Raw genomic sequence first — 20,173 nt, 5'->3', positions numbered from 1 at the left:
CTACGTTCGTCCGGTGCGCATCGCCGAGTTCGACGCCCTCGCAGCCGGGGAGGCCGCGGCGCTGCTGCGGCGCTGCGCCGACATCCCCTCCTTCGCGGCGGCCGTCGCGGACGGGCGCCCCTACGGCTCGGTGGAGGCCCTCCTCGCCGCCGCCCGGGAGCGGACCGCCTCCTGGACCGACGCCGAGGTCGACGCCGCCCTGGCCGACCACCCCCGCATCGGTGAGCGACCGGCCGGCAACGGGCCGACCGCCGTGCTCGCTGGCCGCGAGCAGGCCGGCGTGGACCCGGCGGACGAGCTCCTGCGGCGGCGGCTCGCCGAGGGCAACCGGCGGTACGAGGAGCGCTTCGGACGGATCTACCTCGTCCGCGCCGCAGGGCGGACCGGACCGGAGCTGCTGGACCTGCTCGAGCAGCGCCTGGCCAACGACCCCACGACGGAGCTCTCGGTGACCCGGTCGCAGCTGGCCGAGATCGCCCTGCGCCGGCTGGAGGGGCTGGTGAGCCCGTGAGCTCGTTCAGCACCCATGTCCTCGACGCCGCGCTCGGCCGCCCGGCCGCCGGGATGGACCTGCTCCTCACCCTGGCCGACGGCAGCACCCATCCGGGCCGGACCGACGACGACGGGCGCGCCCGGGTGGACGCCGACCTGCCGGCGGGTGTGCACACCGTGCGGTTCGACACCGGCCCCTGGTTCGCCGGCCAGCGACGCGCCACCTTCTACCCCGCCGTGACCGTGACCTTCGCGATGGTCGACGGCGAGCACCACCACGTCGCACTGCTGCTGAGCCCTTTCTCCTACACCACCTACCGGGGGTCCTGATGGGCAGCTCGTACGTGCTGGGTCCGCACCAGTACGGCAAGGCGGAGGTCCGCCTCGTCCGGCTCGAGCGGGGCACGCCGGAGCACGGCATCGCCGACCTCACCGTCACCACCCAGCTGCGCGGTGACTTCGGCGCCGCCTACACCGACGGCGACAACGCGCACGTGCACGCCACGGACACCCAGAAGAACACCGTCTACGCGCTCGCCAAGGAGCACGGCGTGGCCTCCCCCGAGGCGTTCCTCCTCGTGCTGGCCGGCCACTGGCGCGCCCAGCCGTGGGTGGCCGGCACGCAGATGACCGCCGGGCAGCACGCCTGGGACCGCATCGGGGCCGGCACACCGGGGGCGGGGCACTCCTTCGCGCGCAGCGGCGGCGAGGTGCGCACCGCGGTGGTGCAGACCGACGGCGACGAGACGTTCGTGCTCGGCGGGCTGACCGGTCTGACCCTCCTCAAGAGCACCGGCAGCGAGTTCTCGGGGTTCCCGCGCGACCGGTTCACCACGCTGGCCGAGACGACCGACCGGATCCTCGCCACCAGCGTCTCCGCCTGGTGGCGGTACGCGGAGGAGCCACCGGACTGGGACGCCGCCCACGCCACCATCCGCGCCGCGCTGGTGGAGGCCTTCGCCGCCACCCACAGCCTGGCGCTGCAGCAGACCATCCACGCCATGGGCACCGCCGCGATGGACGCCGTCGCCGAGGTCGCCGAGATCCGGATCAGCTGCCCGAACAAGCACCACTTCGAGGTCGACCTCGCCCCCTTCGGGCTGACCAACGGCGGTGACGTGTTCGTCGCGGCCGACCGGCCCTACGGGCTGATCCAGGCCACCCTCCAGCGCGCCGGCGCCCCCGCGGAGCCCCGCGCCTGGACCGCCGTGCCGGCCTTCGCGTGAACGACGCCCCGACGACCCCCTCGACGCTGCGCGCACGGCGGGTGCTGATCGGTGACACCGTCCGGCCGGCCACCGTGCGCATCGCCGCTGGCCGGATCGCGGCGATCGAGCCCTACGACGGCGACCTCCCCCCGGACGTGCCGGACACCGCCTACCTGCTGCCCGGCGCGGTAGACACGCACGTGCACGTCAACGAGCCGGGCCGGACGCACTGGGAGGGGTTCGCCACCGCCACGCTGGCCGCCGCGCTCGGTGGCGTCACGACGCTGGTCGACATGCCGCTGAACTCGATCCCGCCGACGACCACCGTCGAGCACCTCCGGCGCAAGCAGGACGCGGCGCGCAGCCGCCTCGCGATCGACGTGGCGTTCTGGGGCGGCGCGGTGCCGGGCAACGAGCGCGACCTCGAACCGCTCTGGGACGCGGGCGTGGTCGGCTTCAAGTGCTTCCTCTCCCCCAGCGGCGTCGACGAGTTCCCGCCACTGGGCCCCGCCGGCTTCCGCCGCGCGCTGCGGACCGTCGCGGGGTTCGGCGGGCTGGTCGTCGTCCACGCCGAGGACCCCGCCGTCCTGGAAGCCGCCCCTGCCCGCCCGAGCCGGGCGTACGCCGACTTCCTGCTCAGCCGGCCCGACGAGGCGGAGACCGCGGCGATCCGGCAGGTGCTCGACGGCGCCCGGGAGACCGGCGCCCGGGTGCACGTGCTGCACCTCTCCAGTGCCCGGGCGCTCCCCCTGCTGCGGGAGGCCCGCGACGAGGGCCTACCGGTCACCGTCGAGACCTGCCCGCACTACCTCGTCCTCAGCGCCGAGGCGATCCCGGACGCCGCGCCCGAGTTCAAGTGCTGCCCGCCGATCCGCGACGCCGGCAACCGCGAGGAGCTGTGGGCGGCGCTGGCCGAAGGGGTCGTGGACTGCGTCGTCAGCGACCACTCCCCGGCGACGGCCGAGGAGAAGACCCGGGGGGACGGCGACCTCCAGCAGGCATGGGGCGGGGTCTCCGGGCTGCAGGTGGGGTTCACCGCCGTCGCCGCCGAGGCCGCCCGGCGCGGCATCGACGTGGCGACGGTGAGCCGCTGGATGTCCCGGAACACCGCCGACCTCGTCGGGTTCGACACCAAGGGCCGGATCGCGGTCGGGGCCGATGCCGACCTGGTGGTCTACGACACCGCGCAGGAGACCGCCGTCGCCGCCGAGCGGCTGGCGCACCGCAACCCCGTCTCGGCCTACGACGGGCTCACCTTCCCCGGCCGCGTCACCCGCACCCTCGTGCGCGGTTCCGCGCTCGATCCCGACCTGCCCGACCACGGGCGGGGCCAGCAGCTCAGGAGGAGCGCCTGATGGACGCCACCGCCGGTCTCGACGTCCCGCCACGGCTGCTCATGGGCCCGGGGCCGATCACCGTCGACCCCCGGGTCCTGCGCGCGATGTCGGCCCAGCTGGTCGGCCAGTTCGACCCGTTCATGACCGCCACCATGAACGAGACGATGGCGCTCTACCGGCAGGTGTTCCGCACCGCCAACGAGCAGACCTTCCTCGTCGACGGCACCTCCCGCGCCGGGATCGAGGCGGCGCTGGTCTCGCTGCTCGAGCCCGGCGACCGGGTGCTCGTGCCGGTCTTCGGGCGGTTCGGCGCGCTGCTGCGCGAGATCGCCGAGCGCTGCGGCGCCGAGGTGCACGTCGTCGAGGTGCCCTGGGGCCAGGTGGTCCCGCCGGAGGTCGTCGAGGAGGCCGTGCTGCGGCTCCGGCCGAAGCTCGTCGCCGTCGTCCACGGCGACACCTCGACCACGATGTGCCAGCCCCTGGCCGACATCGGGGAGATCTGCCGCCGGCAGGGGGTCCTCCTCTACTGCGACGCCACCGCCTCGCTCGGCGGCAACCCCTTCGAGGCCGACGCCTGGGGGGTGGACGTCGCCACCGCCGGTCTGCAGAAGTGCCTCGGCGGCCCGCCGGGCAGCGCGCCGATCACCCTCTCCCCGCGTGCCGTGGAGCTGATCGAGGCCCGCACGCACGTGGAGGCCGGCATCCGCGACGACGACGACACCGACCGCGGCACCCGCATCGCCAGCAACTACCTCGACCTCGCCCAGGTGATGGCGTACTGGGGGCCGCGCCGGCTCAACCACCACACCGAGGCCAGCTCGATGCTCTACGCCGCGCGCGAGTGCGCCCGGCTGCTGGTCGAGGAGGGTCCCGACGCCGCGATCGCCCGGCACGAGCTGCACGGGCGGGCGATGCTCGCCGGCGTCCGCGGCCTGGGCCTGGAGGTCTTCGGCGACCCGGACCGCAAGATGTCCAACGTCGTCGCGGTGCACGTGCCCGACGGCGTCGCCGCGGACACCGTGCGCGCCGCCCTGCTGGAGGACTTCGGCATCGAGATCGGCACCTCGTTCGGCCCCCTGCACGGCCGGGTCTGGCGCATCGGCACCATGGGGTACAACGCCCGTCGCGATGCCGTCCTCACCACGTTGGCCGCGCTCGAGCAGGTGCTGCGCGGCTGCGGCGCGGCCGTGCCCGCCGGCGGTGGCGTCGGCGCCGCGCGCGAGGTGTACGCCGGATGACCACCGCCGCCGGCGTCCTGGCCCGCTGCGCCGAACTGGACCGCCTCTCCGCCCGCCCCGACCGCCTCGACCGCCTCCACCTCACGCCGCAGCACGCCGCGGCCAACGAGCTGGCCGCCTCGTGGATGGCGACGGCCGGGCTGGCCCCGTGGCAGGACGCGGCGGGCAACCAGTGGGGCCGTCGCGAGGGCCGCGCACCGGGGCTGCCGGCCCTCGTGCTGGGCTCGCACCTGGACACCGTGCCGGACGCCGGCAGCTACGACGGGATGCTGGGCGTGGTGATGGCCGTGGCCGTGGCCGAGCGGCTCCGCGACGCCGACCTCCCGTTCGCCCTGGAGGTGGTGGGCTTCGCGGACGAGGAGGGTGCCCGCTTCGGCACGGCGCTGCTCGGCAGCTGCGCGGTCGCCGGCACCTGGGACCCGGCGTGGTGGGAGCTGCGCGACGCCGAGGGGGTGTCGCTGCACCAGGCCTTCGTCGACTTCGGGCTCGACCCGGCGCGGGTGGGCGAGGCCGCCCGGGCGCCGGAGGAGCTCGTCGGCTACCTGGAGGCGCACATCGAGCAGGGCCCCTGCCTGGAGGCGGCCGACCGGTCGCTCGGCTACGTCACCACGATCGCCGGTGCGCGCCGGTTCCGCCTCTCGGTGCTGGGCGAGGCGCGGCACGCCGGGGGGACCCCGTACGAACGCCGCCGCGACGCGCTGGTCGGCGCCGGTGAGGCCGTCGTCGCCGTCGAGCGGCTGGCGCGTGCCTCCGGCTGCATCGCCACCGTCGGCCAGCTGGAGGTGCAGCCGGGCGCGGTCAACGTCGTCCCCGGCCGGGCCGAGCTCAGCCTCGACCTGCGGGCCGCGACCGACGCCGAGCGCGACGGCATGTGGGACGTGCTGCGCGCTGAGATCGAGGGCATCTGCGCGCGCCGGGGCCTCCGGTTGGAGGTCGTGGAGAACCACCGCGCCCCCGCCGTGCCCTGCGCCCCGTGGCTGCAGCAGGCGGTGGTCGAGGGCATCGGCGCGACCGACGACCGCGGTGCGGACCAGCCGATGGGGCTGTGGAGCCGGGCCGGGCACGACGCGATGGCGATGGCGGCGGTCACCGAGGTCGGCATGCTGTTCCTCCGCTGCGCGGACGGGATCAGCCACGCCCCCGACGAGGACGTCCGTGAGATCGACGTCGCGCGCGGGCTGGACGCGCTCGAGGCGGCGGTGCTCCGGGTGGCCGCCGCGGTCGAGGGGCGGACGTGAACGGGCTCCGGATCGACGAGCGGATCGCTCGCTGCCACCCGGCGCTGACCTTCCAGGAGCGGCGGGCCGCCGAGACCCTCCTGGAGCACCTGGACGACCTGGCCACCTACCGCGCCGCCGAGTTGGCCGCCCTGGCCGGGGTCTCCAAGGCGACGATGAGCCGGCTGTTCCGGTCACTGGGGTTCAGCGACTTCGACGAGGTCCGTGACCACCTCCGGTCGCTGCGCACCGCCGGCGAGCCGCGGCGGGTCGGCGGGCCCCCCGACCTGGCCGCACACGCCTCGTGCGAGGCCACCGCCGTCGCCACCGCGGTGCTGGAGCCGGCGGTGGCCGAGGCCGTGGCGGTGCTCGCCGACGCCCGCCAGGTGCTGGTCGTCGGCTGGCGCAACAGCCACCCGGTCGCCCTGCACCTGCGCGAGCAGCTCGTGCAGGCCCGGCCCCGGGTGCACCTGGCGCCCGTGCCGGGTCAGGTGCTCGGCGAGGAACTGGCCGACCTCGGCCGCGGCGACGCCGTGGTGGCCGTCGGCTTCCGCCGCCGGCCGGCCGGCTTCGCCGGTTTCCTCGCCACGGCCGCGGCGACCGGCGCCGACGTCGTCCTCCTCGGCGATCCGACGGCCGCCGCACACTCCGGTGCCGCGCGGGTGTGGTTGCCCTGCCCGGTGCAGGGGACGCTCGCCTACGACTCCTACGCCGCCGCGATGAGCGTGGTCGCCGTCCTCGCCGACGGCGTCCTGGCCCGCACCGGCCGCGCCGGCCGCGACCGGATCTCGGCGATCAGCGACACCTACTCCCGGCTGGGCGAGGTGGAGTGATGGACCTGACCCGCGTGGACACCTACCGCGTCGCGCACGACCGGGAGGACCTGCGGCTGCGCCCGGGTGAGCGGTTGCTCGCCGGCGGGACGTGGCTGTTCTCCGACCCGCAGCCGGAGGTCACCGGCCTGGTCGACCTCACCGCGATGGGCTGGGAGCCCTGGGAGCGGCTGCCCGACGGCGGGCTGCGGCTCGCCGCCACCTGCACCGTGCAGCAGGCCCGCTCGGCGCCGTGGCCCTTCCCCGCGCTGCCCGAGCGGTGCGCCGACGCGCTGCTCATGTCGTTCAAGGTGCAGTCGGCCGCGACCGTGGGCGGCAACCTGTGCCTCGGCCTGCCGGCCGGCGCCATGATCGCGTTGACCGCCGCGCTGGCCGGCGAGGTCGTCGTGTGGACGCCCCATGGCGGAGAGCGGCGTGCGCCGGTGGCGGAGTTCGTGCGGGACGCCGGCGTCGTCGACCTGCGGCCCGGGGAGGTGCTCCGCTCGGTGGAGCTGCCCGGGCCCGCCCTGCGGCAGGCCACCGCCTTGCGCAGGGCCGCGCTGACCACCTACGGCCGCAGCGCCGCCCTGGTGATCGGACGGCGGAGCGTTGACTCGGTCGTCCTCACCGTGACCGCCTCGGTGCCGCGGCCGGTCGTGCTCGCGGTACCGGCCACCGCCTCCGGGACGGCGGTGGCCCGCGCGGTGGCCGGCGCGTGCGACGCGGTGGGCTGGTTCGCCGATCCGCACGGCGCCGTCGACTGGCGGGCCGCGCAGACCGTGCGGCTCGCGGCCGAGCTGCACGCCGAACTGTCGGAGGGAGCCGCATGATCCTCGACGGCGCCGAGGTGCCCGGCGCGCCGGCGCCCGGGCAGTGCCTGCGCACCTGGATCCGCGCCTGCGGCGGGACGGCGGTGAAGAAGGGCTGCGACTCCGGGGACTGCGGCACGTGCACCGTCCTGCTGGACGGCGTGCCGGTGCACTCCTGCATCACCCCGGCGGCCCGCGCCGCCGGCCGGGCGGTGACGACGGCGGCGGGGCTGGGGACCCCCGACGAGCTCTCGCCGGTGCAGCGCCGCTTCGTCGGGGCCGGCGCGTTCCAGTGCGGCTTCTGCACGCCGGGCTGGGTGGTGACCGCGACCGCGCTGGCCGACGACGACGGCATCGTGCGGGTGGCTGAGCCGGAGCGCGCCTTCAAGGGCAACCTGTGCCGCTGCACCGGCTACCGCTCCATCCGGGACGCGCTCGAGGGGAAGGTCAACGTGACGGCCGGCGGCGGGGTCGGCTGCTCGGTCGCCGCGCCGGCCGGGCCGCGGGTGGTCACCGGCCGCGAGGCATTCACCCTCGACCTGCCGGACGCCGGGGTGCTGCACGTGGCGCTGGTCCGTTCCCCGCACGCGCACGCCCGCGTCGTCTCGGTCGACCGCGGTGCCGCGGAGGCGGTGCCCGGCGTCGTGCTGGTGCTGACGCCGGCCGACTCCCCGGACGTCCTGTACTCGACCGCCCGGCACGAGAGCCGGCTGGACGACCCGGACGACACCCGGTTGCTGGACGACGTCGTGCGGTTCCGCGGGCAACGGGTCGCGGCGGTCGTGGCCGAGTCGGCTGCCGTCGCGGAGCGTGCCGCAGCGCTGGTCGACGTGGTCTACGAGCCGCTGCCGGCGGTGTTCGACCCCGAGGCGGCACGCTCGCCCGGCGCGCCGCTCCTGCACGCCGACAAGGACGCCGTCGTCTCCCGGATCGCCGACCCGGCGCGCAACCTGGTGGCCGCCACGCACGGTGAGGTCGGCGATGTCGCGGCCGGACTCCGCTCCGCCGCGCACACCGTCCGCGGCACCTGGACCAGCGGCCGGGTCGCGCACGCCGCACTGGAGACGCACGGCGCCCGGGCCTGGGTCGACGACGACGGCGCCCTCGTCGTCCGCACCAGCACCCAGGTGCCGTTCCTCGTCCGCGACGAGCTGGCCCGGGTGCTCGGTCGCGCACCGGACCGGGTGCGGGTGGTCGCGGCCCGGGTGGGGGGCGGCTTCGGCGGGAAGCAGGAGCTGCTGGTCGAGGACGTCGTGGCGCTGGCGGCGCTGCGGCTCGCCGAGCGGGGCGACCGGCGGCCGGTGCAGCTGGAGATGACCCGCGAGGAGCAGTTCACCGCGATCCCGCTGCGCCACCCGATGCGGGTGACCGTGGAGCTCGGGGCCGACGCGGAGGGACGGCTCACCGCGATGCGGGTCGAGGTGCTCAGCGACACCGGGGCGTACGGCAACCACGGGCCCGGCGTCATGTTCCACGGCGTGCACGAGTCGGTGGCCGTCTACCGCTGCCCCGCCAAGCGGGTCGACGCCGAGGCCGTCTACACGAACAACCCGCCGAGCGGCGCCTTCCGCGGCTACGGGCTGGGCCAGGTGGTCTTCGCGATCGAGTCGGCGCTGGACGAGCTGGCCCGCGAGGTCGGCACCTCCCCGTTCGACCTGCGCCGCCGCAATGTCGTGGTGCCCGGCGACCCGCTGGTCGTCAACGGTCCGCCCTCGGCCGACCTGGAGTTCGGCAGCTACGGCCTGGACCAGTGCCTGGACCTCGCCGAGGCGGCGCTGGCCGGAACCCGCCCGGCCGGGCCGCCCGCCGAGGGCTGGGCGATCGGCGAGGGGATGGCGCTGGCCATGATCGCCACCATCCCGCCGCGCGGGCACCACTCGCACGCGCGGATCGCCCTCTCCCCCGACGGCACCGCGACCGTCTCGGTCGGCACGGCCGAGTTCGGCAACGGCACGGCGACCGTGCACACCCAGCTGGTCGCCGAGGCCCTGGGGCTGGCCCCCGACCGCGTCCGGCTGATCGCCTCGGACACCGCCGCCTCCGGCTACGACTCCGGCGCCTTCGGGTCCACCGGGTCGGTGGTCGCGGGGCTGGCCGTGCAGCGCGCCGCGGCCGAGGTGCGCCGCCGGCTGGACGCCCTGGGCGGGCTCCCCGCCCTGTGCGGGACGGAGGGCCCGCTGGTGGCCACCGGCACCTGCGACGGCGGCCGGCGGTCGGTGGCCTTCAACGTGCACGCGGTCCGGGTCGCGGTGCACCCGGCCAGCGGCGAGGTGCGCGTCCTGGACTCGGTGCAGGGCGTGGACGCCGGGGTGGTGCTCAACCCCGAGCAGCTGCGCGGCCAGGTGGAGGGCGGGGTGGCACAGGCGGTCGGTTCCGCGCTGCAGGAGGAGGTCGTCGTCGTGGACGGCGAGGTGCGCACCCGCGGTTTCCGCACCTACCGCACCCCGCAGCTGGGCGACGTGCCGATGACGCGGGTCCTGGTCGCGGACACCGTCGACGCCCTGGGCCCGCACGGCGCGAAGTCGATGAGCGAGGCCCCGTACAACCCGGTCGCACCCGCGATCGCCAACGCCGTGCGCGACGCCGTCGGCGTCCGCCCCCACGACCTGCCGATGAGCAGGGACCGGATCTGGCGCCTGACCCGAGGAGGCACCCCATGACGTCCGCTGCCGACGAGACGTGGCTGCAGCAGGCGGTCGACCTCGCCACGGCCAACGTGGCCGTCGGCGGCGGCCCGTTCGGGGCGGTCGTGGTCCGCGGCGACGAGGTCGTCGCGACGGGCGTCAACCGGGTGACCCGCGACCTGGACCCCACCGCGCACGCCGAGGTCAGCGCGATCCGCGCGGCGTGCCGGGAGCTCGGCGTCTTCTCGCTCGCCGGCTGCACGCTCTACACCTCGTGCGAGCCGTGCCCGATGTGCGCCACCTCGGCGCTGTGGGCGCGGCTGGACCGGGTGGTCTTCGCCGCCAACCGCCACGACGCGGCCGACGGCGGCTTCGACGACCGGGCCTTCTACGACCTGCTCGCCGCCGCCCCGCCCTCGTGGCCGACCGCCGTGCACGAGCTGCGGCTGGGCACCGCGGTCACGCCGTTCGCGGCCTGGCGGGACAACCCGCTGCGCGTCGACTACTGAGACCGGCGACGCAACGGGCCCGGCGGCGACGCGGCGAGTGCGCAGGTGCGGTCGGCGACACGCGTCACCACGCCGAGCACCGCGACAGCAACTGCGCTCTCGGCAGCGGGCGTGGCGTGGCAGCCCCCGAGCTGGGCGGCGCAACGGGCGTTCCAGGCTGGGATGGGAGTTTCTTTTACGCCGCCGAAACGCTCGCCCACCTGGGCCGAAACCCGCCGCTCCTAGCGTCCCGCACGGACGACGACGGGGCCGGGGAACCGCTCCGCCGTCGAGGAGAGCCCGCCCCTTCCCGACCAGGAGAAGCCCCATGAACAAGCGCGTCCTGCGCACCGCCGCCGCGCTCACCGGCGCCGTCCTCGCTCTCACTGCGTGCGGCGGCTCGGATGAGACCGACACCGCCGCCGGCGAGGGCGGGGACCTCGGCCCGCTGACCCTGCAGCTGTCCTGGATCAAGAATGCCGAGTTCGCCGGCGAGTACTTCGCCGACACCAACGGCCACTACACCGCGGTCGGCTTCTCCGACGTGACGATGGACCCCGGTCCGGGGCCGATCGAGACCCTCGTGGCCAGCGGGGAGGCCGACTTCGGCCTGAGCAACGCCGTGGCCACCGCCCAGGTGATCGCCGAGGAGGACGCGCCGCTCAAGATCGTCGGCACCAAGTTCCAGAAGAACCCGTTCACCATCCTGTCCCTGGCCGACGGCGGGAACATCGCCACCCCCCAGGACCTCGTGGGCAAGCGGATCGGCGTCCAGGCCGGCGGCAACGAGACGCTGTTCGACGCGCTGCTCGAGGTCAACGGCATCGACCCCGGCTCGGTGGAGAAGGTGCCGGTCGAGTACGACCCGGCGCCGCTGATCGATGGCGAGGTCGACGGCTTCCTGGCCTACCTGACCAACGAGTCGATCACCGTGCAGGCCGCCGGCTACGAGGTGACCAACCTGCCCTTCGCCGACAACGGCCTGCCCTTCGTCGCCGAGAGCATCATCACGACCGACGAGATGATCGCCGAACGCCCCGAGGCCGTGAAGGCGTTCCTCGAGGCCGAGATCCTGGGTTGGCAGGACTACCTGCGCGACCCGGAGGAGGGCGCTCGCCTCGCGGTCGAGGAGTACGGGGCCGACCTGGACCTGGACATGGCCAAGGAGGTCGAGCAGGCGGAGGTGCAGAGCACGCTGATCGTCACGCCCGACGTCGAGTCCAACGGGCTGCTGACCATCTCCGACGAGCTGATCGACCAGAACCTGGCCACCCTGGCCGCCGCCGGCATCGACATCTCCGACGCCGACGACCTCTTCGACCTCTCCCTCCTCGAGGAGTTGCTCGAGGAGAAGCCGGAGCTCGTCGAGGTGCCCAGCGCGGCCTGACCGCCCCGACCCGGACAGGAACCCCCACGTGACCTCGCTCTCCGAGGCCGAGGTCCCCCGGTCGGCCGCCTTGCGGCCGGCCGGGGGCACCGGCATCCACCTCCAGGGCCTGACCAAGACCTTCGGCTCCGGCCGCAAGCAGGTGCAGGCCCTCACGGACGCCACCCTGCACACCGCGCAGGGCAGCTTCTCCTCGTTGCTGGGCCCCTCGGGCTGCGGCAAGTCCACGATCCTGCGGATCCTCGCCGGCCTCGAGCAGCCGACCGGCGGCACCGCGCTGGTCGACGGCACGACCCCGGCCGAGCTGCGCCGGGCGCACGCCCTGGGCATCGCCTTCCAGGACTCCGCGCTGCTGCCCTGGCGCTCGGTGGAGGCCAACGTCCGGCTGCCCTTCGAGGTCGCCGGCACCCGGCCCGACGCCGCGCTGGTCCGCGAGCTGATCGAGCTCGTCGGCCTCACCGGGTTCGAGAAGGCGAAGCCGGCCCAGCTCTCCGGCGGCATGCGGCAGCGCGTGTCCATCGCCCGTGCGCTGGTCGTGAAGCCGTCGGTGCTGCTGCTCGACGAGCCGTTCGGTGCCCTGGACGACATGACCCGGCAGCGGCTGAACGTAGAGCTGCTGCGGATCTGGACCGAGAAGCCGGCGACCACGCTGATGGTCACGCACGGGATCTCGGAGGCGATCTTCCTCTCGGACCAGGTCGCGGTGATGAGCGCGCGGCCGGGCCGGATCGTGGAGGTCATCGACGTGGACCTCCCCCGCCCCCGGCACCCGGAGATCATGCGGACGCCGGAGTTCCACGCCCTGCACGACCACGCCTCCGAGCTGCTGTTCGGCAGCGGGACGGCGGCGGGGTGAGCGGCCTGATGTCCCGGGAGCCGGTGCGCGCGGCCGGCTTCGGGGCGCTGGGTCTGCTGGGCGTGGTGGCCGTGTGGTGGGTGCTGGTGCTCACCGTGCTCGCCGACGCCCGCATCCCCTCCCCGGCCGGGGTCGTGGGCGCGGCGGCCGACCGGGGGTGGGGTTTCTACGCCACCCACTTCGGGATCACGCTGCAGGAGGCCGCGGTCGGCTTCGGCTACGGCACCGTCGCGGCGGTCGCGCTGGCCGCCGTCACGCTGCTGGTGCCGGCGCTGGAGCAGCTCGTCATGCAGATTGCGGTCATCACCTACTGCGTGCCGCTGGTCGCGATCGCACCGGTGCTGTTCATCGTCATCGGCAACCCCGACGAGGGGCAGCGGGCGGGCACCGCGACCGCCCTGGCGGCGCTGTCGGTCTTCTTCACCACCGTCGTCGGCACGGTGCTCGGCCTCCGGTCGGCGGATCCGGCCAGCCTGGAGGTCGTCCGGGTCTTCGGCGGCGGGCCGGTGCGGCAGCTGACCAAGGTGCGGCTGGTGGCCGCGCTCCCCTCCGTGCTGGCCGCGCTCCGCGTGGCCGCGCCGCTCGCCTTCCTCGGGGCCATCCTGGGCGAGTACGTCGGCGGCGTGCAGCGCGGCGTGGCGGTCACGCTCAAGATCGCGCAGCAGAACGTCGACGTCGACGGCGCCTGGGCCATCGGCCTGGGCTGCGCGCTGGTCGCGGGCACCTTCTACGGGTTGTTCGCCCTGCTCGGACGGGTCGTCACCCCGTGGTCTCGGGGTGCCGCGTGAGCGCCGGCCTGGTGGTGCCCCGCCCGATCGGGGGCCCGGGCCGGGGTCGGCACCCGCTGCTGATGGCCACGCTGCGGACCGTCGGCACGATGGCGCTGGTCCTTGCCGTCGTCGTGGCCCTGTGGGTGGGGGGCCTGTGGGCCTTCGACGTCTCCAGCTACGTCGGCAAGGGTCCGCTGGACGTCGTCGACATCCTGTTCGTCGACGAGGACGCCCCCGCGCTGCGGGCCGAGATCGCCGGGCTGCTCGGCCGGACCCTCCTCGACGCGGGCATCGGCTTCACCGCCGGCATGCTCGTCGCGGTGGCACTGGCCGCCGTCGTCGTCCGGTTCCGTGCCGCGGAGAGCGCCGTCATGCCGGTCGCGCTCATCCTGCAGACCGTTCCGCTGATCGCACTGGCGCCGATGCTCATCCTGCTCGTGGGCCGCGGCTACGTGATCGTCGCCGTCATGAGCGCGGTGGTGGTGCTCTTCCCGGCGCTGGTGACCATCGTCGTCGGGCTGCGGTCGGTGAGCCCGCAGATGCGGGACCTGGTGCTGGTCTACGGCGGCACCCCGATGACGGTGCTCCGGAAGGTGGGCTTCCCCTCGGCACTGCCGGCGTTCTTCGCCTCGGTCCGCATCGCCGTGCCGGGGTCGATGACCGGCGCGCTGCTGGCCGAGTGGCTGGCCACCGGCCAGGGCGTCGGCTACGCGGTGGTATCGGCGGCGGCCCGGTCGCAGATCGGCAAGGTGTGGGCGCTCGTCGTCGTCATCACCCTGGTGTCGCTGCTGCTCTACCTCGTCGCCCAGCTGGTCGAGGCGGCGGTGCTCAGCCGCTTCGGGCAGGCGGACCGCGCATGACCGCGCCCGCGCGCCGCCCGCCCGGCTACCCACCGCACTCCCGGCCCGTGCCCACCGACCCGGCCGTCGACGCCATGGTGGCGGCCCTGCCCAAGGTGAGCCTGCACTGCCACCTGATCGGCACGGTGGCGCCCGGGACCGTCGTCGAGCTCGCCGCCAAGCACGGGGTACCGCTCGGGCGCGGCGTCGAGGACCTCTACGACCACGACAGCTACGAGAACCTCGGCGAGTTCCTCCGGGTGCTCGACGTCGTGGGCTCGGTCATCCGCGACGTCGACGACTTCCACCGGGTGACCTACGAGTCGCTGACCGCGGGTGGCGCAGACCACAACGTCCTCTACCGCGAGATCCAGCTCAGCCCGCCGGGCCACCTCGGCGTGCCCTACCCGCGCATCCTCGAGGGCGTCATCGCAGGCCTGCGCGACGCCCGCACCGACACCGGCATCGACGCCCGCCTGGTGGTCGGCATCAACCGCGAGCGCAGCGGCGCCGAGGCGGTCGAGCTGGTCCAGCAGGTGATCGAGCATCGCGTCGACGAGGTGGTCGGCATCGGGCTGGACTACGCCGAGGTCAACGGCCCACCCGGGCGGTTCGTCGGCGCCTACCGGCTGGCCGGCCGGGCGGGCCTGGGACGCACGGCGCACTCGGAGACCGGCCCGCCCCGGCACGTGCTCACCTTGCTGGACGAACTCGGCTGCAGCCGGATCGACCACGGCTACCACGTCATCGACGACCCGGGGATCACCGCGCGCTGCGTCGAGGAGCGGGTCCCGTTCACCTGCACGCCCGTGAGCTCCGACATCGGCCGCTACTCCGGCAGCGGCGACGGCACGCACACCCGGATCCGTCAGATGGTCGACGCCGGGCTGTGCGTGACGATCGACTCCGACGACCCGCCGATGTTCGGCACCGACCCCACCCACGACTTCCGGGTGCTCGCGCACGCCCTCGGCTACCGCCGCGAGCAGCTGGCCGCCTTCACCGCCAACGCCATCGACGCCTGCTGGCTCGACGAGACCGGCAAGGCCGACCTGCGCCACCGCGCCGCGGCGATGGTGGCCGCCACCCCCGACGCCCCTCCCCCAGACCTCTTGCACCCTCTCGAGGAGACCCCGTGAACGAGTTCACCGTGCCCGTCGTCGACATCTCCGCCTACGTCGACCCGGCCGGCACCGCCGAGGCGCGGGCCGCCGTGGCGCGCGCCTTCGACGACGCCGCCCGCACCGTCGGCTTCGTCCAGGTGCTCGGTCACGGCATCCCGACCGCGGTCACCGACGCCTTCGCCACCGCGCTGGACTCCTTCTTCGACATGCCCCTGGAGGCCAAGAAGGCCTACCGGACGCCGCCGGAGATCAACCGCGGGTACAGCGCACCGAAGACCGAGTCGCTGAGCCTCAGCCTGGGGCTGGCCCCCTCCAACCGGATGCACGACTTCTTCGAGGCCTTCAACGTCGGGGCCGCCCGCAGCGACTACCCGGGCGTCGACCTGCCCGCCGTCGACTACGCGGAGAACGTCTGGCCCGAGGAGGCCGAGGGGTTCCGCGAGGCGGTCGCGGCCTACTTCGACGAGGCCGGCCGGGTGGCCCGCACCCTCACCAGGATGTTCGCCGACGCCCTCGCCCTCCCCGCCGGCTTCTTCGAGCAGTTCACCGACCACAGCCTCGACGTGCTGCGGATGAACAACTACGCGCTGCCGCCGGGCGAGGTGACCCTCGACGGCGACCTCACCGGCATGGGCGAACACACCGACTACGGCATCGTCACCGTGCTGTGGGCCGACCAGGTCCGCGGCCTCCAGGTGCTCGGCCGCGACGGCTCCTGGAACGACGTCATGCCCGTCGACGGCGCGCTGCTGATCAACCTCGGCGACCTCATGGCGCGGTGGACGAACGAGCGGTGGATGTCCACCCTGCACCGTGTCAAGCCGCCGATCGTGGACGGCCGGATCGAGCGCCGGCGCTCCGCGGCCTTCTTCCACGACGGCAACATCGATGCCGTCATCGAGACGCTGACCACGTGCCTGGACGCCGGCGGGAAGTCTGCGTACCCGCCGATCACCGTGGGTGAGCACATCCGGGCCAAGCTGGCCGGCTCGCGCGCCGGCGTCGCCAACACGGAGGCGGAGCGGGAAGCGGCACGGGTGCTGGCGGCGCGGTCGGCATGACGGCCGCGGTGGTCGTGGTCTCGTCGGCACGGGGCTAGCGACCGGAGGTGCCCCAGGCCCCCCACCGAGCGTTCCGCCGCTCCCTCGACGAAGCGGAACGGGGCCTGCACCGGGAGGACTGGAGGATGGCCCTGCCCGGCCCGTGCGAGTACTCGTCGGCGGCCGACCCACCAGGCCGCAGGTGGCGCTGACCCCGGGAATGGGCTCGGTGGGGCACCCGGAGCAGGTCCTCCACGCGTGCGGTGGCCGCGCCCGGAACTCCCTGCCGGGCCTCCCCGGGTTCGGTCGGCGCCGTGCGGCGGCGTGCAGATGGTGCACGGTCACCCACCGGCCGAGACCCAGCCCGGTTGGGACGGCGCTCGCGCCGGGTACCCGACGGCAGTGCCCGACACCAGAGACGCCCTGCAGCAGGTTGCCGCCGACACGTTCGGCTGGCCGGAGCTGCACCCCGAGCAGCTCGAGGCGATGGATCAGGTGATGGCCGGCCGGGACGTCCTCGCCGTCCTGCCCACCGGTGCCGGGAAGTCCGCCATCTACCAGGTGCCCGCGCTCCTGAAGGACGGCCCCACGTTGGTCGTGTCACCGCTGCTGGCGCTGCAGCGCGACCAGATGGAGGGCATCGACGACACGGCCGCCCCCGAGGCCGTGGCGGTCAACTCGGCCCAGCGGGCCGGGCAGACCCGGCACGCCTGGGACGCGGTCCGGGAGGGCGACGCCGAGTACCTGTTCCTCTCCCCCGAGCAGCTGGCCAAGGACGACGTCCTCGACGAGCTCGCCGGGCTCGGCATCAGCCTCTTCGTCGTCGACGAGGCGCACTGCGTCTCCGCCTGGGGCCACGACTTCCGCCCCGACTACCTGCGACTGGGGACGGCGATCGAGCGGCTCGGGCACCCGCCGGTGCTGGCGCTGACCGCGACCGCGGCCCTCCCGGTGCGCCGGGACATCGTGGAGCGGCTCGGCCTGCGCGACGCGGCCGAGGTCGTCGCGAGCTTCGACCGGCCCAACCTGCGGCTGGCCGTGGAACGCCAGAGCGACGACCGGCGGAAACGGTCCGCCGTGATCGTGCGGGTCAGCGGGCTGATGTCCGACCCCTCCACCCGTGGCGGGCTGGTCTACGTCGCCAGCCGCAAGGACGCCGGGTACTACGCCGACGAGCTCGCCCAGCTGGGTCACCGCGTCGCGGCCTATCACGCGGGCATGAAGGCGGCCGACCGCGAGCGGGTGCACGAGCAGTTCCTCGACGGCGAGGTGGACGTGGTGGTGGCCACCTCCGCGTTCGGCATGGGCATCGACAAGCCGGACGTCCGCTTCGTCGTACACGCCTCGGCACCGGAGTCACTGGACTCCTACTACCAGCAGATCGGCCGCGCCGGACGCGACGACGAGCCGGCGGAGATCTGTCTCTTCTACCGGGCCGAGGACCTGCACCTGCAGACGTTCCTCACCGCCAGCCACGCCCCGCACGAGGCCCTCGAGGACGTCGCGGAGGCGCTCGAGGAGCACGACGAGCCGGTACGGGCGCGTGAGCTCGCCGAGGAGGTCGACGTGTCGCCCGCCAGGCGCACCCGTGCGGTCAACCTCCTCGAGCAGGCGGGGGCGGGGGGCACCACCGAGGACGGCCGCCTGGAGTTCCTGGACGACGATCAGGCGCCCGCTGAGGCCGTGCACCAGGCGGTCGAGGTCGCCGACACCCACCAGCGGCTAATCCGGTCCCGGATCGAGATGATGCGCGGCTACGCCGAGACCACCGGCTGCCGGCGCCAGTTCCTCCTCGGCTACTTCGGCGAGCAACTCCCGCAGCCCTGCGGGAACTGCGACACCTGCGAGGCCGGCACCGCCCGGGAGCACGCGGTCGGCGACGCCCCGTTCCCGGTCAACAGCGCCGTCCGGCACGCCGAGTGGGGGCACGGTGTGGTCATGTCCGTCGAGCCCGACCGCCTCACGGTCCTCTTCGACCAGGAGGGCTACAAGACGCTCGCCACGGCCGCCGTGGAGTCCCACCACCTGCTCGAAGCAGCTGGGTGAGCATCGTCGTCACGCCGGGCTGCGACGTGGCGGCGGACCGAAGCTGCAGGTCCACGACCTTCCTGGTCGACGCCGCGGAACCGGGCGCGCCTTCGTCGGCTCGGGATCCGTCCGGCACGGGGTGAGGAGCCGGCCACCGCCCAGGAGGTCGCCCGCTGCACGGTGACATCGGCATCCGGCTGTCCGCCATGACGGATCTCGAGGTGGTGCCCGACGCGCTGACCGCCGTCCGCGGGCTGCGCGCGAGAGGATGTCTCCCACCCAGCCGCCGCCTGGCCGGGATCACGCCCCGGTGTTCTCCGACCGGGGCGCTAGGTTCCGACGATGAGCACGAGGCCGCGCGCACCACGCTTCTCCCCCACCGGGGATGTCGCTGGTGGGACGACCCGCGCGTCAGGGTGTCCCACTCCCCCTCGGACTCCGGCTGCGATGTCCCGGGACACCTCCAGCACGATCCGACCGACTGAGCTCGCGACGGGATGAACGCCGTGCCCATGACACCGGGAGCGCAGCGCGCGGCGATCGCGGCGGTCCAGGTGCTCGGCCTGGCCGTGTGGTTCTCCGTCTCCGCGGTCGTTCCCAGCCTGCAGGCGGATTGGCGGATCTCCAGCGCTTCGGCGGTCTGGCTCACCGGGACCGTCCAGCTGGGCTTCGTCACCGGGGCGCTGGTCTCCACGGCGCTCAACCTCGCCGACCGGTTCCCGCCCCAGGTCCTGATGGCCACCAGCGCCGCGCTCGCCGCCCTGGCCACCCTCGGGCTGGCCGTCCTCGCCGACGGACTCCCCCTTGCCTTGGTCCTGCGGTTCCTGACCGGGGTGTTCCTCGCCGGCGTCTACCCGGTGGGCATGAAGCTGATGGCCTCCTGGGCGGCCAGCAGTCACCGCGGTCTCGCCATGGGGTTGCTCATCGGAGCGCTGACTCTCGGCTCGGCGCTTCCGCACCTGATCGGCGGGCTGGTGACGCTGCCCTGGCGTGGGGTGCTGCTGGCCACGGCCGGGACGGGTCTGCTCGGTGCCGGGTTGGCCCTGACCGCGGTCCGCCCGGGACCGCACCTGTCCACCGGCCCCACCAGCCTGCACCCCCGGTACGCACTGCAGATGTTCGCCCGGCCGGGGCCGCGGCTGGTCAATCTCGGCTACTTCGGGCACATGTGGGAGCTGTACGCGCTGTGGACCTGGCTCCCGCTCTTCGTGCTCCACGCTGCGTCGTCGGCCGAGTTCGGCTCGTACTCCCAGATCCTGGTCTTCGTCACCATGGGTCTCTTCGGCCTGGCCGGCTGCCTGCTCGGAGGATGGGCGGCCGACCGGTTCGGGCGCTCCGCGGCGGCCGTGACCGCTCTGACCGTCAGCGGTGCCTGCTGCCTGCTCTCGCCGCTGGCGTTCCTGGCCCCGGCACCCGTGCTGGCCCTGTTCTGCGCGATCTGGGGCGCCTCGGTGATCGCCGACTCCGGCGTGTTCTCCACCGCGCTGTCCGAGGTCGCCGACCGCCGCTTCGTCGGCACCGCCCTCAGCGCGCAGACCGCCATCGGGTTCGCCCTGACCGTGCTCAGCATCCAGCTGGTCCCGCTTCTGGCCGAGAGCGCCGGCTGGCAGTACGCGTTCCTGCTCCTCGCCCCCGGCCCCTTCCTCGGCGCACTCGCCATGCGCCGCGTCAGCACTCTCGCGCCCGCGCGAGGGGTGTGACCGCCGGCCGGCACGTGCACCACCGCTGCCGACGGCGTGCGTCCCGCCTGCCGAGGTGCCACGATCACGGGTCCCCGACCGGCGCGCTGGGCTCCGAGCACCTGCAGGAGGCCGCGTGCACCGCGCCCATCCCCGCGCTGGGGACGCAGGTGGAGCGGCTCCCCCTCGCGGTCCCCGCGCGGCCGCGGAGCTCGGGCCGGCTGC

18 protein-coding genes are annotated in these 20,173 nt (G+C 74.5%); all 18 read left to right on the top strand.

Features of this window, described 5'->3' with window-relative positions:
• Positions 1–13 precede the first annotated feature (13 nt).
• The 18 genes from uraD (at position 14) to ACI799_RS00975 (ending at position 19,969) form a co-directional block, all read left to right on the top strand.
• Positions 14–511 carry a 2-oxo-4-hydroxy-4-carboxy-5-ureidoimidazoline decarboxylase gene (gene uraD / locus ACI799_RS01060; protein ID WP_456612154.1) on the top strand — a complete coding sequence of 166 codons (498 nt, stop codon included), beginning with the start codon at positions 14–16 and terminating at the stop codon, positions 509–511.
• Positions 508–822, top strand: a complete 315-nt coding sequence (uraH, locus tag ACI799_RS01055; protein ID WP_456612153.1) for a hydroxyisourate hydrolase — start codon at positions 508–510, stop codon at positions 820–822. The genes uraD and uraH overlap by 4 nt, the downstream gene beginning before the upstream one ends.
• Positions 822–1,718 (top strand): factor-independent urate hydroxylase, encoded by an 897-nt coding sequence (gene pucL, locus ACI799_RS01050; RefSeq protein ID WP_456612152.1) that lies wholly within the window; start codon positions 822–824, stop codon positions 1,716–1,718. The genes uraH and pucL overlap by 1 nt, the downstream gene beginning before the upstream one ends.
• Entirely contained in the window at positions 1,715–3,055 is a 1,341-nt protein-coding gene (gene allB / locus ACI799_RS01045) for an allantoinase AllB (protein WP_456612151.1), read from the top strand. Before pucL ends, allB begins: the two co-directional genes overlap by 4 nt.
• Entirely contained in the window at positions 3,055–4,275 is a 1,221-nt protein-coding gene (locus ACI799_RS01040; protein WP_456612150.1) for a pyridoxal-phosphate-dependent aminotransferase family protein, read from the top strand. Before allB ends, ACI799_RS01040 begins: the two co-directional genes overlap by 1 nt.
• The gene (locus ACI799_RS01035; RefSeq protein ID WP_456612149.1) at positions 4,272–5,513 is read left to right on the top strand and encodes an allantoate amidohydrolase; all 1,242 of its coding nucleotides are present in this window, start codon (positions 4,272–4,274) and stop codon (positions 5,511–5,513) included. Before ACI799_RS01040 ends, ACI799_RS01035 begins: the two co-directional genes overlap by 4 nt.
• Positions 5,510–6,325, top strand: coding sequence for a MurR/RpiR family transcriptional regulator (locus ACI799_RS01030; RefSeq protein WP_456612148.1), 816 nt, complete (start codon positions 5,510–5,512; stop codon positions 6,323–6,325). The genes ACI799_RS01035 and ACI799_RS01030 overlap by 4 nt, the downstream gene beginning before the upstream one ends.
• Entirely contained in the window at positions 6,325–7,134 is an 810-nt protein-coding gene (locus tag ACI799_RS01025; protein ID WP_456612147.1) for an FAD binding domain-containing protein, read from the top strand. The genes ACI799_RS01030 and ACI799_RS01025 overlap by 1 nt, the downstream gene beginning before the upstream one ends.
• Positions 7,131–9,773 carry a molybdopterin-dependent oxidoreductase gene (locus ACI799_RS01020; RefSeq protein WP_456612146.1) on the top strand — a complete coding sequence of 881 codons (2,643 nt, stop codon included), beginning with the start codon at positions 7,131–7,133 and terminating at the stop codon, positions 9,771–9,773. The genes ACI799_RS01025 and ACI799_RS01020 overlap by 4 nt, the downstream gene beginning before the upstream one ends.
• Complete coding sequence (locus ACI799_RS01015; protein ID WP_456612145.1) at positions 9,770–10,246, top strand: nucleoside deaminase; 477 nt, start codon at positions 9,770–9,772, stop codon at positions 10,244–10,246. Before ACI799_RS01020 ends, ACI799_RS01015 begins: the two co-directional genes overlap by 4 nt.
• A 307-nt stretch (positions 10,247–10,553) precedes the next feature.
• Entirely contained in the window at positions 10,554–11,612 is a 1,059-nt protein-coding gene (locus ACI799_RS01010) for an ABC transporter substrate-binding protein (RefSeq protein WP_456612144.1), read from the top strand.
• Positions 11,613–11,640: 28 nt separating this feature from the next.
• On the top strand, positions 11,641–12,468 hold the full coding sequence (locus tag ACI799_RS01005; protein WP_456612143.1) for an ABC transporter ATP-binding protein: 828 nt from the start codon (positions 11,641–11,643) through the stop codon (positions 12,466–12,468).
• Positions 12,465–13,256 carry an ABC transporter permease gene (locus ACI799_RS01000; RefSeq protein ID WP_456612142.1) on the top strand — a complete coding sequence of 264 codons (792 nt, stop codon included), beginning with the start codon at positions 12,465–12,467 and terminating at the stop codon, positions 13,254–13,256. The genes ACI799_RS01005 and ACI799_RS01000 overlap by 4 nt, the downstream gene beginning before the upstream one ends.
• Positions 13,253–14,098 (top strand): ABC transporter permease, encoded by an 846-nt coding sequence (locus ACI799_RS00995; RefSeq protein WP_456612141.1) that lies wholly within the window; start codon positions 13,253–13,255, stop codon positions 14,096–14,098. Before ACI799_RS01000 ends, ACI799_RS00995 begins: the two co-directional genes overlap by 4 nt.
• Positions 14,095–15,216 (top strand): adenosine deaminase, encoded by a 1,122-nt coding sequence (gene add / locus ACI799_RS00990; RefSeq protein ID WP_456612140.1) that lies wholly within the window; start codon positions 14,095–14,097, stop codon positions 15,214–15,216. Before ACI799_RS00995 ends, add begins: the two co-directional genes overlap by 4 nt.
• Positions 15,213–16,262 (top strand): isopenicillin N synthase family dioxygenase, encoded by a 1,050-nt coding sequence (locus tag ACI799_RS00985; RefSeq protein WP_456612139.1) that lies wholly within the window; start codon positions 15,213–15,215, stop codon positions 16,260–16,262. The genes add and ACI799_RS00985 overlap by 4 nt, the downstream gene beginning before the upstream one ends.
• A gap of 381 nt (positions 16,263–16,643) precedes the next feature.
• The gene (locus ACI799_RS00980; protein ID WP_456612138.1) at positions 16,644–18,287 is read left to right on the top strand and encodes a RecQ family ATP-dependent DNA helicase; all 1,644 of its coding nucleotides are present in this window, start codon (positions 16,644–16,646) and stop codon (positions 18,285–18,287) included.
• Positions 18,288–18,781: 494 nt separating this feature from the next.
• Positions 18,782–19,969, top strand: coding sequence for an MFS transporter (locus ACI799_RS00975; RefSeq protein ID WP_456612280.1), 1,188 nt, complete (start codon positions 18,782–18,784; stop codon positions 19,967–19,969).
• Positions 19,970–20,173 lie beyond the last annotated feature (204 nt).

The sequence above is a fragment of the Blastococcus sp. SYSU DS0753 genome, from assembly GCF_054051175.1.
Note: the sequence above shows the minus strand (reverse complement) of the source record. Positions and strands in the feature narration are given on the sequence as shown.